This is a genomic window from Neorhodopirellula pilleata (assembly GCF_007859915.1).
GTDB lineage: Bacteria > Planctomycetota > Planctomycetia > Pirellulales > Pirellulaceae > Rhodopirellula > Rhodopirellula pilleata.
This window is the reverse complement of sequence record NZ_SJPM01000002.1, coordinates 930,156-948,310: the sequence shown is the minus strand read 5'-3', so window position 1 is coordinate 948,310 and position 18,155 is coordinate 930,156. Positions and strand designations below refer to the sequence as shown.

At 56.3% G+C, this 18,155-nt stretch carries 14 protein-coding genes; 10 read left to right on the top strand and 4 right to left on the bottom strand.

The window, feature by feature from the left end:
• Positions 1 to 523: 523 nt before the first annotated feature.
• Complete coding sequence (locus Pla100_RS08590; protein ID WP_146577214.1) at positions 524 to 745, top strand: EscU/YscU/HrcU family type III secretion system export apparatus switch protein; 222 nt, start codon at positions 524 to 526, stop codon at positions 743 to 745.
• A 178-nt stretch (positions 746 to 923) separates the two neighbouring features.
• On the opposite strand, the gene Pla100_RS08585 is transcribed toward Pla100_RS08590, so the two are convergent.
• Complete coding sequence (locus Pla100_RS08585; protein WP_231602848.1) at positions 924 to 1,214, bottom strand: Trm112 family protein; 291 nt, start codon at positions 1,212 to 1,214, stop codon at positions 924 to 926.
• Between the two features lie 108 nt (positions 1,215 to 1,322).
• Here Pla100_RS08585 and Pla100_RS08580 point away from each other — a divergent pair, with 108 nt between their 5' ends.
• From Pla100_RS08580 to Pla100_RS08565, 4 genes are all read left to right on the top strand, one after another.
• Complete coding sequence (locus Pla100_RS08580; protein ID WP_146577213.1) at positions 1,323 to 2,132, top strand: hypothetical protein; 810 nt, start codon at positions 1,323 to 1,325, stop codon at positions 2,130 to 2,132.
• A gap of 209 nt (positions 2,133 to 2,341) precedes the next feature.
• Positions 2,342 to 5,767, top strand: coding sequence for an aminotransferase class I/II-fold pyridoxal phosphate-dependent enzyme (locus Pla100_RS08575; protein WP_390620583.1), 3,426 nt, complete (start codon positions 2,342 to 2,344; stop codon positions 5,765 to 5,767).
• A gap of 351 nt (positions 5,768 to 6,118) precedes the next feature.
• Positions 6,119 to 6,745, top strand: coding sequence for a molybdenum cofactor guanylyltransferase (locus Pla100_RS08570; RefSeq protein ID WP_197167776.1), 627 nt, complete (start codon positions 6,119 to 6,121; stop codon positions 6,743 to 6,745).
• Positions 6,738 to 8,003 (top strand): molybdopterin molybdotransferase MoeA, encoded by a 1,266-nt coding sequence (locus tag Pla100_RS08565; protein ID WP_146577210.1) that lies wholly within the window; start codon positions 6,738 to 6,740, stop codon positions 8,001 to 8,003. Before Pla100_RS08570 ends, Pla100_RS08565 begins: the two co-directional genes overlap by 8 nt.
• On the opposite strand, the gene Pla100_RS08560 is transcribed toward Pla100_RS08565, so the two are convergent.
• Positions 8,000 to 8,971, bottom strand: coding sequence for an alpha/beta hydrolase (locus Pla100_RS08560; RefSeq protein ID WP_146577209.1), 972 nt, complete (start codon positions 8,969 to 8,971; stop codon positions 8,000 to 8,002). The two genes, Pla100_RS08565 and Pla100_RS08560, sit on opposite strands and share 4 nt — an antisense overlap.
• A 382-nt stretch (positions 8,972 to 9,353) precedes the next feature.
• Between Pla100_RS08560 and Pla100_RS08555 the strand changes: the two genes are divergently transcribed.
• The 5 genes from Pla100_RS08555 to Pla100_RS08535 all read left to right on the top strand — a co-directional run bounded on the left by Pla100_RS08555 (position 9,354) and on the right by Pla100_RS08535 (position 15,711).
• Entirely contained in the window at positions 9,354 to 9,788 is a 435-nt protein-coding gene (locus Pla100_RS08555) for a GntR family transcriptional regulator (protein WP_146577208.1), read from the top strand.
• A complete protein-coding gene (locus Pla100_RS08550; protein WP_146577207.1) occupies positions 9,781 to 10,719 on the top strand; it encodes an ABC transporter ATP-binding protein in 939 nt (312 codons plus the stop codon). The genes Pla100_RS08555 and Pla100_RS08550 overlap by 8 nt, the downstream gene beginning before the upstream one ends.
• Positions 10,716 to 13,151, top strand: coding sequence for a DUF2339 domain-containing protein (locus tag Pla100_RS08545; RefSeq protein ID WP_146577206.1), 2,436 nt, complete (start codon positions 10,716 to 10,718; stop codon positions 13,149 to 13,151). The genes Pla100_RS08550 and Pla100_RS08545 overlap by 4 nt, the downstream gene beginning before the upstream one ends.
• The gene (locus Pla100_RS08540) at positions 13,148 to 14,539 is read left to right on the top strand and encodes a hypothetical protein (protein ID WP_146577205.1); all 1,392 of its coding nucleotides are present in this window, start codon (positions 13,148 to 13,150) and stop codon (positions 14,537 to 14,539) included. The genes Pla100_RS08545 and Pla100_RS08540 overlap by 4 nt, the downstream gene beginning before the upstream one ends.
• A 329-nt stretch (positions 14,540 to 14,868) precedes the next feature.
• Positions 14,869 to 15,711, top strand: a complete 843-nt coding sequence (locus Pla100_RS08535; protein WP_231602847.1) for a DUF6655 family protein — start codon at positions 14,869 to 14,871, stop codon at positions 15,709 to 15,711.
• A gap of 8 nt (positions 15,712 to 15,719) precedes the next feature.
• Here the strand turns inward: Pla100_RS08535 and Pla100_RS08530 are convergent, their stop codons facing one another.
• Both Pla100_RS08530 and Pla100_RS08525 read right to left on the bottom strand, forming a co-directional pair.
• Positions 15,720 to 16,154 carry an acyl-CoA thioesterase gene (locus Pla100_RS08530; RefSeq protein WP_146577203.1) on the bottom strand — a complete coding sequence of 145 codons (435 nt, stop codon included), beginning with the start codon at positions 16,152 to 16,154 and terminating at the stop codon, positions 15,720 to 15,722.
• Complete coding sequence (locus Pla100_RS08525) at positions 16,147 to 18,132, bottom strand: tetratricopeptide repeat protein (RefSeq protein WP_146577202.1); 1,986 nt, start codon at positions 18,130 to 18,132, stop codon at positions 16,147 to 16,149. Before Pla100_RS08525 ends, Pla100_RS08530 begins: the two co-directional genes overlap by 8 nt.
• Between the last annotated feature and the right edge of the window lie 23 nt (positions 18,133 to 18,155).

Sequence of the window (18,155 nt, the reverse complement as noted above, 5' to 3'; positions counted from 1 at the left end):
ACGCAAATATTTTGTTTCAAACGAGTTATCTCCAGCGACGAGCCTTGCTCGTAGGACCTCGCGGGGTTGCATCATCAGGTTGTAGTTGCTGCAGATCCAAGTGCTCCCCGGGACCGTCGTCCGGACGGCGCTGGAAGCCAACATGGTTACCCAGAACTCCTCATAGTTTGCACCTGCGCCGGGGCGGGGTTGCGGCTACACCGGGGGTCAGTTCCCGGGCTCGGGGTTCAATCGGTAGCTGGTAAGCTACCGCTCCTCTTTGGCGGATACGAACTCCACCATACTTGTGGCAGGAAACCGCACATTCAATGGTTCCTCCGATAGCGATGCGGACGGTCGACGCGCACGAAATACGTCGCTGCTGTGCCGGTCTGGAAGGCCGCCGCCGGGTGAGGGCTTCGCCAGGGAACGGACTTGGGTTTCGGGCTTGAGGAAAGGCTGAATCTCGAAACTCGAGAACGACCCCACGCGAAGCGTTTCCCAGATCCTCGGTGAAATGGACTGACGGGCGTTCTTCCGACCAATGGCGGACGTGATCGTGAGCCATCCGACGGAACTGGCGATCGCGATCAAATACAACCCGCAATCCAAGCCCGCGCCGATCGCCGTTGCAGTAGGGGCCGTTGTGATCGCGCAAAAGACCCGCCGTAAGGAGTTGGAACACGGTATTCCCTTCGCCGAAGTGTTGCGTTGCGTCTTTCAGTTGCAAGGCAAATCCATCCCCCAAGCCCAACAAGCCGCGTAAGCGGCGAGTTGGCTCTTAAACTTAAACTTAAACCCGTCACGAATTTCGAGCGGGCGGTCGCCGTCTGAGAAGCGGGTTGAGGTTTAAGTTTAAGTTTAAGTTTAAGTTTAAGTTTAAGTTTAAGTTTAAGTTTAAGTTTAAGTTTAAGTTTAAGTTTAAGTAATGGAGCGATGCTCCATTACAACCGAATCGCGTCATCGGCGATCAGGGTGGGGATATTTTCTCGGATCGGATAGAGGCGATCGGCGTTTGCGGTGACGAGTCCGCCGTCGACGGGTGTTTCCACTCGCGCGTCGAGTTGGTCGCGGGCGGTGCCGGCGGCAATTTGTTCGTTAATCCGCTCGATCAACTCCGCGTCGGCCAGGGTGAGCGGGCCGCCACCCGCCGGACAGCGCAAGATGGGAAGGATATCCGGAGTAATCGTCATGCGTTTGTGTCCTGAGGATGGAATGATTTCATCGACGGTCATTCGTTTCGCCGATGATGAAAGGCATTGTCTTCACTTTCAGGGTGTTCGCCAAGCGGCAACTCAATCGCCGCCGTGATGTTCATCCGCCCCGCACGACGAGGGACTGTCATGCGATCTAATCTTGCTCGAAAACTATTGACACTCGCCACAATCACAGGATTCTCTTCGGGACTCGGTCTTGTGAGTTTCCAGCCGCTGTCCGCTCAAGAATCTCCGGGCTTCTACACCGATCCGGCGACCGGAATCGTGTATCGGCAGATCATGCGGACGATCGAAAAACCGGTGGTCGAAACGAAGATCGAACAGCGCCAACAAACGGTCTACAAACCCAAGACTGTTACCGAAACCCGGCCGACGACTCGCCGGATGTACATTCCCGTCACGCAAAATCGCTGGGTTCCCAAGGTCGAAAACCGCTGGAACCCGTTCGTCGCCCCTCGGGTGGCGTACCACCATGTGCCGGAGACGACCTGGCAGGTCCGCGACGAAGTCATCGCGGAAACGAAAACACATGTTCAGTGGGAACCGGAAACGCAGACCGTCAGTGTTCCCCAACAATCGCTGCGCATGGACCGACAGCAGCAGGTCGATTTCGAGCCCGTCGGTCGGGTGGCACCCAATGCGATGCCGCAGACGTTAGGTCCGGCGGCGGCCGGATCGGTCCCCAACGTACCGCCGGAGATTGCGGCTCGATTGCGACCTTTGGCGGCTAACTCACCGATCCAACCGATTCGGTCGGGCACGTCCATTGGAGGTGTGTCATCGGTCGCAAGTTTGGCGTCGGGCGAGAGTCCCCGCTCGAGTTTGCAGACCGGACTGCGGGCGACGGAATTGGTTCCTCGGTCGGTGCCGTCGTATGTGGCCCCCGTCGATGCCACCGGAATTGCGGGTTTGCCGCCGATGCGGATTTGGCGGTAGGGTGGACTATCGGTGCTCTCACGTTTTTAGGGACAATCCCCCCGACGCAGCGGTCTTCTGAGCTAATTGTGGTTTAAACTAGGGACCACAGGCAATCTTTCGGTCATGTGCCGATGAATAATTCGGTTGAGGAAGCTAGACTACGAAGCGATATTCATTCCTGGGACAGGTTGATACTGGTGGATCTGCAAAAATACTTCTGCGGCGAAATGCCCCCGCGAGACCATTTCGTGTCGATCCTTCGGCACTGGGAACAAGCACGCTCGGATTCCAACGCATTCGCCTTCTCCGACGGCGATGAGATCGAACGATCATTAAGCTACGCCGAACTTTGGGCCGAAGCGAAGGGTCTGGCGGGGTACCTGCAAGGCCGTTGCGGAATTCGGCCGGGCGACCGAGTTCTATTGCTTTACCCGCCGGGTTTAGATTTTGTCGTGTCTTTGTTCGCGGTTTTCGCCGCCGGCGCGATCGCTGTTCCGGCGTTCCCGCCCCGCCGCAATCGAAAAGCGTCCCGGATTCGGTCGATTGTGTTGGATGCCGACGCCCGATGGGCTCTGTCGACGCAATCGGTCATCGAACAACTCTCCGGACCGGACCTTCACGAAGACCTCGTCGGCGTTCAGATGCTGAGCACGGATTCGCCGGACCATCGCGACGAAGCCTACTGGCGATGCCCGCGACTGCGCAGCGACGCATTGGGTGTTTTGCAATACACTTCCGGCTCGACCGGCTCGCCCAAGGGCGTGATGTTGACGCACGAAAACTTGATCGCCAACAGTCAACTGATTCTGCACGCGTTCGAGCCGTCCGAACAGATCGTCGGCACGACTTGGTTGCCAACCTATCACGACATGGGACTGATCGGCGGAGTTTTGATGCCGATGTACATGGGCCGTCCAAACGTGTTGATGAGCCCGATGTCGTTCTTGCAGCGGCCATCGCGTTGGTTGCAAGTGATCTCGCGACATAAAGTCACGATCAGCGGCGGACCCAATTTCGCTTACCAGTTGTGCGTCGACAAGATCGACGACGCCGAAGTCGCAGGCTTGGACTTGTCGTCGTGGGAAGTTGCGTTCAACGGAGCCGAACCGATTCGCGCGTCGACGTTGCAACAGTTCACCGAACGATTCAGCAAGATCGGATTCCGCGCGTCGTCGCACCTGCCGTGCTATGGCATGGCCGAGACAACCTTGATCGTCACCGGTGGCCCCAAAGAAACTCGTCCCGTTTTGACGTCGTTCGACGGAGCGGAACTCGACAAGAAGAATGTCGTACCGTCGCGCCATGAGATTGATAGTCGCGAGTTGGTCGGGTGCGGTCGCATCCTACCGGGCGAACGCATCGAGATCGTTGATCCTGATTCGTTGAAGATCCTGCCTTCCAATTCGATCGGTGAAATCTGGGTTCAAAGCCCTTCGGTCGGCCGTGGCTATTGGCAACGTCGTGAAGAAACCAACAAGACGTTTTCGGCAATGACCGACGACGATCAAGGGCCGTTTCTACGAACCGGCGACTTGGGATTCCGCCACGAAGATCAACTCTATGTCTCCGGTCGGCTGAAGGACATGATCATCGTCCGCGGCGTCAACCGCTACCCGCAAGACATCGAGGCGACGGTCGAAAAGGCCAGCGACTTGGTCCAGGCGGGCAGTGTGGCGGCGTTCGCGATGACCGACATCGACCGTGAGCAACTTGTGATTGTGGCGGAGACCGTTCGTCGCCGTGACATGGATTGGGACGAGCACCTTCAAGCGATCCGCCGAGCCGTTACCGAAGAACACGACCTGCCTCCTGATGCGATCTACTTGGTCCGCAACAGCAGCGTGCCGAAAACGAGCAGCGGCAAAATTCAACGCCACGCCTGTTTGCATGCCGTCCGCGATCACGAACTAAAAATCGTCGCCCAATGGGTTCGCGGCGAAGAGTCTTCCTTGCAATCGACTGGCGGTAGCTCGGAAACGATGATGAAGGCGGCTTCGGGCTCGGCGGGTTTGAACGCCGCCGCCGATCCGATCATCATCGACGCGATCGAGGCTCACGTTCGTCGCATCGCCGGCGAACGTGCCGGACAGATTTCAACCGACACAAACATCGTCTTGGACCTCGGCTTGGATAGCTTGGAGCGACTCGAGATCGCTCGCAACCTTGAGCGGACCTTTGGCGGGCGTTTCCCCGAAACCGTGCTCGATGAGATCGAAACGATCGGCCAAACCGCTGCGGCCGTCGAACGTTATCTTCCCGCCGGCGCACGTGGACGGGCGGAGTCGTTCCTCAAAGACCCCAACGCGCAGCTCGGTGCGGCCGATTCAGAAGTCAATGCGACTGGTATCCATGCCGCGATCAGTGACACGTCCGCGAATGGTACCGTCGTCCGGACCCCACGATTGTCGCCGGTGGCTCCCGAAGACGACGTGACGCAGTTCACCGAATACCGGCGACTCAAGGCGACAATGCGGCAGATGCAACTGACCGGTTGTCCGAATCCGTACTTCACCGTCCATGACAACACCGTCGGCGACACGACGATGATCGACGGTAAGACGTACATCAGTTTCGCGAGCTACAATTATTTGGGTTTGTCCGGGCATCCGGAAGTCTCCGCCGCTGCCTCCGATGCGATTCGCAAGTACGGCACGAGCGTCTCGGCCAGTCGCCTTGTCAGCGGCGAAAAGCCGATCCACGGACAACTCGAACGCAAGATCGCGCAGTGGCTCGGCGTCGACGCGGCGATCACGATGGTCGGCGGGCATGCGACCAATGAAACGACGATCGGCCATATCGTCGGCCCCGAAGATTTGATCCTGCACGATTCACTGTCGCACAACAGTATCGTGCAGGGGGCGTTGTTATCCGGTGCCAAACGACGCCCGTTTCCTCATAACGACTACGAAGCCCTCGACCGGATGTTGCAGGCTCTGCGTCATCAATACCGGCGCACGCTCGTCGTGATCGAAGGTGTCTACAGCATGGACGGTGACTTTGCCGATGTGCCGAAGTTCATCGAAGTCAAGAAACGCCATCGCTGCATGTTGATGGTCGACGAAGCCCACAGTTTCGGAACGATGGGCAAGACGGGGCATGGGATCGCCGAGCATTTCGGATTCGATGCACGCGAAGTCGATATTTGGATGGGAACGTTAAGCAAATCCGCGTCCTCATGCGGCGGTTACATTGCGGGCAGCCAAGCGCTGGTTGAATTGCTGCGTTACACCGCGCCGGGTTTTGTGTTTAGCGTCGGGATGCCGCCCAGCCAAGTGGCTGCCGCGATCGCGTCCCTCGATGTGCTCGAACGCGAGCCAGAACGGGTCGAACGATTGCGTCACAACAGCAATCTGTTTTTGCGACTCGCCCAAGAAGCAGGTTTGGACACGGGCGACAGCGGTGGAACTCCAGTGGTGCCGGTCATCACGGGGAACTCGCTCGTCGCACTGAGGTTGAGCAATCGCTTAAAGAAAGATGCCATCAACGTGCAACCGATTTTGTATCCGGCCGTTGACGAGTCCGCCGCCCGATTGCGATTCTTTATCACGAGCGAACACAGCGAAGAACAAATCCGATTTACCGTCGATCGAACCCAGCATCATTTTCACGAACTGTGCGAAATGCCGGTGCCTCGATTGGCGGAAACGGGTTAAGACCATTCCGAACACGTTTCGCTAGTTGCACTTTTTTTTTACCCCGCAGCGTAAGGGCTTGTTGATTTAATCGTAACCCGAAGCGTGAGCGAGGGATTCATCGCCATTAAGGCCTCTGTATGTATCCCTCGCTCACGCTTCGGGTTTCGATGAGGACTAAATCAACAGCCCGGCAAGCGAGGGATCATTAATATTGACTCATCCCTCGCTTACGCAGCGGGTTACTAAAAACCAATGCCACAGACGAAAGTGCAACTTCAAAACTGACGCGTCGGGGTACGATTCTCTTGCTCGATGCAAATGGCGAAGTTATTTCAGCGTCGTCGACTTGCTTTTATTGATCTCACCATCATGTCTACCTCCGGCGTCTCACGAATTCTTGGTGTTGTTCTCGCCGGCGGTCGTTCGTCGCGGATGGGACATTGCAAAGCCGAATTGGCTCATCCGAGAGGCGGTACGTTTTTGCGGCATGCGATCTCGGAACTGCTACGCTGTTGTGACAAGGTTTCCGTCTCGCTTAACGCGGATCAAGCAGGGATGATCGATGAGTTGATTGATACCGAGCACCACTCGATCGTGACCTTGATCGATCAGATCGACCAACGTGGACCGGCCGAAGGTTTGCGTTTGGCGATCGAGTACGCTGTTGCCAATTCCTGCACCGGAGTCCTCGTCATCCCTGTCGATCTTCCGTTCCTGCCCGCCCATGAACTGCAGGTTTTGGCGGACACGTTTGGCGATCAACCGGATCAGATCGTGACAGCAGTGAGTGAAGAAACCCCGACGCGGATCGAGCCGCTCGTGGCGATCTACCCGGTGGCGTTACAGAAGCCGATCGAGTGTCTGGTTTCGTCGGATGACCGGAGTCTTTATCGTTTCATCGAGCGATATCCGCATCAAACGGTGCGGTTGAGTGCCCACGCACTCACGAATGTTAACCATCCGACTCAATGGCCGCTGATCCATACCGATGAATGAAACCTTTGAGCATCCCGACGCCGCGATTGCCGCGATCGCTGACCGAGTGTTACCCGTCGGAGTGGAACTGGGGTGCGAGGATCTCGTCGGACGAGTTTTGGCGGAATCGATTCACGCGGACCGCGACAGTCCCGCAGCGGACGTTTCAGCGATGGACGGCTACGCGATCTTTCCCGGCCAACTTTCTCAAAGTGGCGAACTGAACGTCGTCGCCGAATGTGTGCCCGGTTCCCCGCCGCCGGAGCTATCACCCTCAAAGTCGAGCGGGTCGGGTGTCGTGCGAATCTTCACCGGTGCGGTCGTGCCGCGTGGTTGTGATCGCGTCATCCAGCGTGAACACACGATTGAATCGCAGGCGACGATTGATGACGATGCAGCGAGCTTGGGCACGATTCGCTGGAAACCTCAGGCAAACGAAAGTCAGCCGGGGCTGAACATTCGTCGCCGAGGCGAAAACCTTCGCGGCGGTGATCTTGCTCTCCCCGCCGGGACGCTGGTCAAATCACCTCAGATGGCGTCGCTGGCGAACTTCGGCATTCGATCTGCGTCGGTTTATTCGCTTGTTCGCGTTGCCATCATCACAACGGGTGATGAGATGGCGTCTGAAGGCGATGGCGGACCACCGATATCGCCGTGGCAAATCCGCAACAGTAACTCATTGACCCTTGCGGCATTGATCGACGCGTGTTCGTACACCGTGATTCCGACACTCGCCCACAGCCCTGATGAGCCCGAGGCGTTGCGTGGGGTGATCGAGCAAGCGATCGCGAGTCACGACGCGGTCTTGTTGACCGGTGGTGTCTCGATGGGCGATCACGACTACGTGCCCTCGGTGCTCAAAAACATGGGAGCCGAAACGATCTTCCATCGCTTGCCACTTCGGCCTGGTAGACCCATTTTGGGTGTGGTGTACCAAGAAACATCCCAAGCACCCGTCAAGCCAATTTTAGGTTTGCCGGGCAATCCGGTCAGCGCGACCATGGGGGCGGTACGGTTCGCCTTGCCGTTGATCGCCAAATTGGCGGGTGTCAGCGATTGGAACCCCCACCCGCCGTTGGTCCGATTAGAGGACGCCGGTTCAAAGACGTTGCCATTGCACTGGATGCGAGCGGTGCGAATGATCGGCCCAGGCTTGGCCGAACTGGTCATCGGTCAAGGCTCTGGTGATCTTGTTTCGATGGCCCAGAGCGATGGATTCATCGAAATGCCCGCCAACGCCAATGACGAGGGCCCTTGGCCGTATTTCGCTTGGTCTTAATAGCCGACCGGAGCATATAACAAGTTCCGACGCAATCGCTGTTCGACGTTCCGATCTCGAATGTATTCCAAATAGTCATGATCGGGACCGACCGCTCTTGCTGCATCGAACTGATCGATTCGATAGGCGGCGCCAGGCAAGCGGCCCGCACATGCTAATCCGGTGTACCCCATCGCCGGTGTCTTTCCGCTAAAGCGGGTGAAGCGAAAAAGCGACAAGTAACGGTCACGGCGGTTGTACATCACAAACAGATGATTCAATTGTCCAAAAGCATGTGGCACCGAGGTAAACAGCGCATCGTTCCGGATTGCCGGCGCGATCAAGGTTAGATTGATGCGTGGCGTCGGGGCCTGTGTTGCTGCGATACGGGCACCGTTGATGCTGCCACCGCCGAGCAGATTCAATGCCCCCAGGGTGACGCGGGATCCATAGCTGTAACCGATCATGGAAACCTGAGAAGACACCGGGATCCGTTGCAGGAACTTCGCCAAATGAAACGAGTGGTCTTCGGCGAGATCCGCTTTGATCCGAATGTCTCGGATCGGTCCGGGGATGCGATCGGACGGCCATGTCCAAATGATGAACCGTATCGGCGGCTTATCACGCCAAGGCAAAAACACCTGACGGTAGGTCTGCAGCCCCCGTTGGATCGCTTTGGATAACGACCAGCTGTTGCCGTGGACCAAGATCACGGTCGGTTTGGCAGCGACCGCCATCTCCGCCGAAAGCAGAGTTTGCGGTGTCGAAGAATACCATTGTCCGTCTGCATATTGACGGACCTCGAGCGACTCGACGTCACAATTTCGCGAGCCGAGATGCCGACTGCTGACCAACCAGATTTCATCTCCGAGCTGTGCCGAAGGGGACCCCAGACCCCCGTCGTCGAACTGCGCTGCGGAACGACGAACGTCAGTGAACAATCCACACACGAGCAAAACGGAGGCGATGAAAACGCGGATCGATGACATGGTTTGCTCGGCAATAAGAGAAGGCCGTTCATTCTAGTTGCGCAAATAGTCTTGTCGATTAGCCATCAACGGACTTTACCCAAAAGTAGGCTGGGTCGCAGCGATAGCGGAGACCCGGCAGCAGGCAAACGCTTCCGGCAAACCTAAACCTAAACCTAAACTTAAACTTAAACTTAAACTCGCTTACACCTCGTCCGAAGGACGATCGCCACGGGCGAAATTGGATCGCGCCAGAAGCTGGGAAGTTTAAGTTTAAGTTTAAGTTTAAGTTTAAGTTTAAGTTTTGAAGCAGATGCCTTTCGCTTGACTACGGCCCGATCATCACCTAGCATGCCTAAAGGGTTGCCTAGTTCACTAGGTAGCTATACTTCCTGGAGGGCTCATGTTTCTAGACATCGACTTTCACGCCGACGTCGCGATTTATTTGCAAATCGTTCGTCAAATCAAGTTCGCGATCGCGGCGGGCAAAGTTCGACCGGGTGAGCTGTTGCCCAGCGCTCGCGTGTTGGCCGGACAGTTGGCCATCAATCCGAACACGGTCGCGCACGCTTACACCGAGTTACAAAATGACGGCGTGATCGAATCGCTCCGTGGTCGCGGAATGGCCGTCTGCAACGGGGCAGCGACCTTGTGCCGTCGGCAGCGTAACGACGTCCTGGCCGACCGGATCGGCGAGAGTCTTCGTGAAGCATGGAACGCTGGCTTGAGCGAAGAAAAAATCCAGTCCATCGTCAATGCCCACCTCAAACGGCTCGCCAAAGCGCCGCCGTCGGTCAACTCTGAATCCATCGTCCCCAACGAGAACGCCGATGTCTGATCAATCCAGCCCGAACGAATCGCCGGTCGTGATCCAGACCGAGCAATTGACGATGCACTATCGACGCTGTGAGGCGCTGCGTGGTGTCGATCTGCAAATTCGTGCGGGCACCGTATTCGCCATCTTGGGCGAAAACGGCGCGGGCAAGACGAGTTTGATCCGGATCCTAACGGGCTTTCAAACGCCCACGGCAGGTACCTGCCGCGTCAACGGACTCGATCCGCTGACGCAAGGCGATCAGGTTCGCCGTCTGATCGGCTACGTTCCCGACGCTCCGCCGCTGTACGGTTGGATGACGGTCGAACAAATCGGCTCGTTCACCGCGTCGTTCTACTGGCCCGAGTATCGCGATCGCTTCAACCAATCGATCGCCCAGTACAAAGTCGACCCGAAGCAAAAGATCAAGTATCTCAGTAAAGGCCAACGGGCCAAGGTCGCGTTGTCGTTGGCCGTCTCCCACGACCCGGAATTGTTGATCCTCGATGAACCGACCTCGGGGCTCGACCCGAAGGTCCGGCGTGAATTCTTGGAAAGCATGATCGATCGAGCGGCGGCCGGGCGAACGGTGTTCTTATCGAGCCATCAAATCGCCGAGGTCGAACGCGTGGCCGACTGCGTGGCGATCTTGCACGACGGGGTGATCGTGATGTCTGGATCGATCGATGAAATCCGATCGGCCATCACCAGGGTCGTCGTCGATTTTGACGATCCGCATGTTGCCCTGCCCGAACTGCCGCCGCCAGCCCGCGTCTTGGTCGATGAACGCGAACGAACCGGACGGCGATGGTTCGTTCGCGACTTCGATCCCGAGATGGTTGATCTGATTCGCCACTCGCCGGGCGTATTAGACGTCCGCGTTCATCCGGCGACGCTGGAGGAAGTGTTCGTGGCGTGTACGACGGGCAACGCAACCGAGGTGGTGACCTCATGAATACGAGCACACGCTGGTTCGTTTGGAAAGAGTCGTGCCAACTGTTGCCGCTCGTGGCCGCGTTGGTGATGATCGTCGGAATCTTGTGGACGATCCAGTCGTCGATGTGGGAGGTCCGCACCGATGCGTATTACGTTCAGCTCGAATGGACGTTTTTGATCCTGCCGATCGTCTTCGCGACCGGTGCGGGTTCGATCCTGGTTGGCTTCGAACGCGAGCAAGGAACGATGCAATGGATGTCGATGCTACCGATGTCTTCACGCCGGTTGATCGTGACCAAAGGGGTCGTTGCTTTGATCGGACTGGTGGTGATGTGGTGTGTTTCCGCCATTTTAATATTCGGTTTCGGCGTCGACCGATCATTCGCTTCGCGGACTGCGCTGGACGATCCCAGTGTTGGGATGCCGGGTGTGCACGCAGTGGCTTGGGTGGCGCGATCGATTTTTGTTTTGGTGGTCAGTTTTTATACCGCTTGGAAGATCGCCAATCCGTTCCTGGCGTTGGTGGCTTTGGTCGCGTTGATGTTCGTCCCCAGCCTGATCGTGTGGACGTTTTTGGACGGCCCAGAAATCGAGATTTGGAACGGTCAATCACGTGAAATTCGCTTGACGTTGGCAGCAATCGCCGTCTCGACGCTGGGGTTTGCCTTTGTCGGATATCGAAGCGCCGTCCGAGTCCTTTCCCCAACGCCCGCGACACGCTGGCATCCGACTGACATACTCAGTTGGATTGGAAACACTTTTTCGGGTGATCGGTCCTATCGTTTTGAAAGCTCGTTCGCGGCGTTGTTGTGGTTCAGCCTGCAAAACATGGCTCGGGTTTGGCTAATTCATCTTGGCCTCCTGACGCTGGCGACGGTCAGCTTGTTTTCGCTTCGAGATCACCCCGATTCGATCGAGCAGAACCCAGGAGTCCCCGCCATGCTCTTCGGACTGACGGCATCTTGGTTGGGTGTCAGCGTGTTCAAGTTTGCTGGTTCGCCGGCGGCGGTTCGTCCACTGGCGTTGATCGGTGTGTCACCGACGCGGGTTTATCTGGCTCGTCATGCGGTTCCGCTGGCAATTTTGTCATCATCGATCGTCGTCTACGCGGCGATTGCCACCTACCTGATTGCGAATCGAACTGCAGACAACTACCCGCTAACGATTCTACCGAGCGTTCTTCAAGTGGGATTGTTCGCCGGGATGGCCTACGCCATTTCCCAGTGGCTCTCGCAAGTCATGCGGACGACAGTCTTGGCATACTTCGCGGCTCCACTGATCACCTTGCCGCTCCTGATTTTGTGGAGTCGATCATTGTTGTCAGTGACAACGCTGGCAATCTGGACGATGGTGATGATGGCGGTGACGTGGTGGTTGATGCGACGTTACATGTTGGGCAACGACCGAGTGTACGGGAGTGTCAGTGCGGCGGTCGTCGCCACCATTTTTTACTTCGGTGTGATCAAACCGCCGGACTTCGAAGGCTTCTTGATTCCGGATATCCAAACGGTCCGCTTAGGAAGCGATGCCGTTGGTTCGGCGGCACCGCGAACGATCCAGATCAAATCAAAGATCGGATTTTCCTATGGTTTGGCGGCTGATGAAATCGAAGCCGACAACCTGAAGACGCGTCAGTTTCTGAGATCGAAATTGGACGAGGAGGATCTTCAATTCATCTCGTTGTTCGAGAACATGGATCGATTGATCGAAAGTCCGAATGCGATCGTTCAAATGGAAACTCCAACTCTCGGGGATCTTTTCAGCGTCCTGATGTTTGAACGAATCGAGTACCGTGAGAAGGCAAACGATCGGTTCGTCGATTCCGTTCAAGATGTGGCGACACTGGTCGCCGGTCTCAGACGCAGTACACGTTGGCTCGACCAGGAATCGGCCGACCGGTTGGAGATTTTCATTGCCGATACGTTGACCGATCCCGAATTGAATCTCGACCCGTCCAGCCCGACGCTCGTGACAGCTTTGAGTCGTTTGCCAACCACGGCGGAGCGACATGAGGCTCGGCGTCGAGCGATTCTCGTCAGCTATCACGACTTCAATTCCCGGAGCACGGTCGATTCGCACACATTGATCGACGGTCTGACGATCGATCCGGAGGACCAATCGTTGGCCGGTGCCAAAGGTCGGGGGACGCGTCAGTCTCGAATGCGAACACTCGTCGCCGCCGCACTTTCGGCGATCGAATCGGAATCGCGACCGGGCGAGATTCAACCGTGGCAGATCACGTTGCACGAGCAGACGGTGTTCGGCGCAGTCCCGTTTGAGTTAGGACCGTATTCCGATTGGCATCGAAACGAAGTCCCCACCATTGCGACCATCCCGTGGGGGTTTTATGGCGAGTCGTTGTATCCGGTTCGTTACGTCGGATTGCCGTGGGAACAACAGATTGAAACGCTTCGAAACGGTGCGACCGATCAAACGAAGGGAACACGATGATGCGATGGTTCAAAGCCGATTGGATGTTTCCGGCGATCGTTCTGGCTCCGATGGCCACCTTGGTCGTGATGCTAACCGCCTCCTCGTGGGAGTGGCTGCGAAATGCTTCGACGCAGCGTCACCTGATCGCCGAGTTGGTTGTCAACGAACCAGTTCTTGAACCGATCCGAAGCGATGCGGAAAGATTGCAAGTGCGTAAGATTCATGAACTGATGGCCGGTTCGGCTTACTCGCGAACTTGGTACACCAATGTGTTGTTAGGTGAGCAAGTCGAAGACCTGCTTTGGACTCAACCCGAGTCACTAAGCAAAGAAAGGAGGCGTTTGATCGACCAGTTGAACGACCGATTCAAAGTTCTAGATCAAAGCTTGAAGACATTGATGTTGTCAACGGATAGCTCGCTCCATCGTGTTTATCCGGCTACTTTTCAGTACGAGGGAATCGAACATGGGTACGTATCCATGGCACCCGTTTGGCTCTTGGTTCAAATTCCGACCGGCGACCTAGGATTAACAATCCGTGGCGACGAGCCAGATCCGAGTCTTGTCATGAACGAACTCACCCGGTTATACGGTTTAACCTTGCCGGCTCCCAATGAATCGATTTCCTGGAATCACTCGCTCTACTTGTCTCACCCGATGAGGATCACTCGTATCGCGGCGGCGAAGGGGTGGCTCAACGACGAACAATACGCGGAACTGGATCGAATACTGAAAGTCTCCATCGATTGGGAACAATCGTGGATTGACGAGCGATCCAATCAAGCATGGCTGGCGGGGCTGTTTCTGCAAAACCCTGAGGTGACCTCTCGATCTCGTAATTGGTTTGGTAGTTATTCAAACCGCGCCTCCCGGTCCACGCAGGACGAACCGGGGTCGTATGCACCGAGCGAAACGCTAGCGATCGCACGGGCGCTGCTCCCGCCGAAAGACCGCAAGAATATGTCAAGAAGTATCCCGGTCACTGATCGGAGCGTCGTTCATTTCTACGGGATTGATCAGTGGCTCAAGTCATCTGGGTTGACCCACAGGCGACTTCCGATTCTAGGTAACAGTCGCATGCAGTCGTTCTCGCAATCGCTTGAGAAAACTCAAAAAGAAATTCTGTTCACGCGCGTGTGTTTGGCGGTCGCCCGGTTGAAAGACGCATGGGTGAGCGAGGATCAATCGGGCGCTTTCACGTTCACCTTCACGGATCTCGCTCGTTTCGGTTGGAGTTCGCAGGAGATCGCCGACGCGGAAGAGGAGCTGAGCATCGAGCCGAGCCTGGGTGGTTTGACGATCACATCACGAAGTGCTGATTGGATCAGGGACGGGCAAGGAAACCTGCTTGACGGCGGCGATTCCAAGCAGGTCCGATTCGAGATGGACGACGAGAACGGCTCGTGATTTCAGCGGCGTAGCCGCGACAGCATGTAGCCCCATGCATCAGCATGGGGTGGGCATGAGCAACACGTTAAGGAGTCGTGGAACGACGGCAGCAGGTGTCGCCGCTCCGCTGCTGGGAGAGTTGTTGGGTTGGGACCCCCCATGCTGACGCGTAGGGCTACATACTACCGTCGCTTTGCGACTCGTGCATTCGTCCGTCACTTGGCTCGCTCAAGGGTGGACGGGGTTGATCTTGTCCGGGGACCACAAGGTTTGGTATCGAGCAACTTCCTGCCTCCCTCGCCCACCTATTGATTTGTCTTGGCTGTCCCGTGAATTGGTATCGCTTCGTGCTCCTATCGCTAGGCACTTTCGCCGTCTTGGCGATCGGTTGCGGCACGACGCGTGAACACCAAGCGACCGAGCAATTGCTATTATCGGATGCGGTCGACCGTAGCGTTTCAACGATCGACTTTCGGCCGCTAAGCGGCGAGAAGGTTTTCCTGGACGAAAGCTACTTGCGTACGGTCAAAAGCACCTCTTTCGTTAACGCAGAGTACGTCACCAGCGCGCTGCGGCAACAAATCATGGCGGCGGGTTGTCTGTTGCAAGAAAGCAGCAATAACGCGGACATCATCATCGAAGCCCGCATCGGAACTCTCGGCGCTGATGACCACCGGGTGACCTTTGGGGTCCCTGAAAACAACGCGATCGGATCAGCCGCTTCGTTGATCAGCAGCGCCCCACAAATCCCGAATGTGCCTGAGATCGCGGTGGCGCGACGGGATGCCCGAGAAGGTGCTGCCAAGATCGCGGCGTTCGCCTATGAACGAGAATCCCGCAAAGCGATTTGGCAGTCGGGCATCAGTCAATCCAGATCGACCGCCCGCGATACGTGGGTAATGGGGGTTGGGCCGTTCCAGGCCGGATCGATTCGGAAAGAAACTCGCTTGGCAGGCTCCAAACTACTCAAATTTGGCCGCTCGCTGACGGGGTCGCCGCCCAAGTCGTTCGATCGACCGCCGGTCGATTACACGGCCGAAACCAGGTTTGATAACGGCTGGCCGGTGCTGCAGTCGATCGGTGGCGGTGGTGCCTCGGGTATGTTGCCGGGAGAAGGTTTGGTCCCAGGCGACGAAGTGCCTCCGATGATCGCGTCGGAAATCGGAGACGAAGCGGTCAAGCTTCGCTGAGCCGATTCTTACCAGGGAGCTGGCGGTATCTTCTCGCATATTTGGTAACCTTCGATCGCGAGTTTGGGCACCTCCAACGCACGATGGCGTTTTAAATCGATGTAGACCCATCGGGTACTGGCTTTGGACAACAATCGCTTATCGCTAGGCCGATAAATCATTGCGTTCCGAACGCATGCGTAACGATTGGTTTGACTGATCCAAGTCCGCACGACAATCTCATCATGGGCGACCGCCGCGACTCGGTAGGTGATTTCGTGATCACGAACGACCCAGCCGAATCCAGCCTCGAGTGCCGCTTGAGCGTCCCATCCGATCGCCGCGTTGTGATCCCGGGCCGCCCACAACGTCCATTGCAGATAACGTAAATTGTGTACGTGCTGCTGTGCATCGACCTCGTCTATCGTGACTGTGTGATGAAAATCAAACCAAGCATCATTCATTGGAACTTTGAGTCGCATCAGAGGTGGACGATGGTTGCAGTAGCTCATACATGCCGAAGTATTGGTTCGCCTTGTTGGCGTTGCCTAACTGTTCATGCATGACGGCCGCGTTGTAAATTGCTTTCAGGTTCTTGCGATCGATTTCGATGACTTGTTCGAAATAATTCGCGGCAGTTTGGAGACGTTGGTCCCCCGCCGCGATGACGCCCAGATTCAACATCGCCACTGTGTTTTTCGGGCTGCGTTGCAAAACTTCTTGCCATTGCGTTTGCGCTTCCGCGGGTCGGTTCAACGACATCAACACGCGCGCCAAGTTCTCTCTTACCTCGATCAACTCGGCATCCAGCTCGATCGCTGCTTGATAACCGGCAACGGCTTCTTCAAAACGACCTTGGCTGGCGTAGAGCGTTGCGAGATTGGAGTGGGTCTGCGCGTAGCTACGATCAAGCTTCAATGCCTGCAGCAACGCTTTTTCGGACGCCCCGAAATCGCCCTTCATGCCATAGGTGGCACCCAATCCGTTCCAAGCCACCGCCAAGCCGGGACTGATCCGCGTGGCTTCTTCGTAGAGCGTCAAGGCTTCGCCGAAGTCACTTTGGCCTTCGCGAGCTTTGGCTAAATTCACGACCGAATCGGCGAACCCTGGCTTCAATGCGACGGCCTGTCTTAAATGCGATTCGGCTTCGATAAATTCGCCTCGCCGATTCAAAATTGCCCCAAGATTGTTGTGGGCCAAAAATGAAGTCGGGTTTTTGGCCAGCGTATCCCGCCATAGCGTTTCGACGTCATGATAGACCCGTCCCTGTTGCCATGTCAGTGTTCCAAGGCACGACACCACGACCACCGCAGCGCCTGTTTGAACTCGGGACGATTTCCCAAACCAACGCGCGAAAAGCACGTTCCCCGTCACGACGACGAGTGAGATCACGCCGATGCTGGCGAGGTATTGAAAGTGATCGGCTACGAACGAAAAACGCATCGGATAAACGTCGAAAAAACCCAATGCGGGAAACAACGTACCGGCAAAGAACAGCACGGCCGCGAGTGGACCACGTCCGACTCGATGCCGCAATCCGAACAATGCCAGCATGACGCCGATGGCGGCGATCGGGAATAACCACTGCCAAGTCTGCGACAGATCGATGTCCCAGCGTTGATAGCTAAAAATCAGCGGCGCCGGCCAAATTAACTTTCCGGCATAAAACCACAACGCGCGACCGGCGATCAGGCATCGTTCCAGGAAGCTCAGTTCCCAATCAATTCCGCTCGCACCGACTTGGTTCTTTTCTAACCAAACGGTAAGCAAGCCGAGTGTGATCCCCAATACAAAAAACGGGGCCAAGCCAATGACATGTGATGCTCGTATCTGTCCTCGCTTCCACCAAATCATAACCAACAGGGCTGCCGGAAACGTTGCCGCAACGGTTTTGCTCAACAATGCTCCGATGAAACACGCCAATGAGCCCGCGTACCATCGCCATCGATCCGAAGAAGGTGAATCTTCCGAGCGAGTGAAATCACGAAAGTTCAAAAAGCACCAAGCCGCCGACAGGTAAAACAAGCCAGACAAGACGTTCTTTCGCTCGGTGATCCAAGCGACCGATTCGACATGAACCGGATGCACTGCAAAGATCATGGCAATCAACCCCGCGACGGGCACGCCGAGCCAAACCAACAGTCGCCAAAGCAACAACGCGTTGGCCGCGTGGATCAACACGTTGACGAGGTGATAGCCGAGCGGATGAAGTCCCCACAAATGATTCTCGATCCAAAACGACGAATGGACCAAAGGGTAATATTGTGGCGTCGCCGAAGGATCGAACCAAATCGCTTTCAATCCGGACAAGTCGTGCAGCGTCGGGTTTTCGGTGACGTAATCATCGTCATCCCAAATGAATCCACCACCGATCGCAGGGAGGTAAACCAATAGCGTGATCAGCAGCAAGGCGATCGCCGCCGCCGTATTGCCAAGTCTCATGAATGAATTGTTTGAAAAGATTG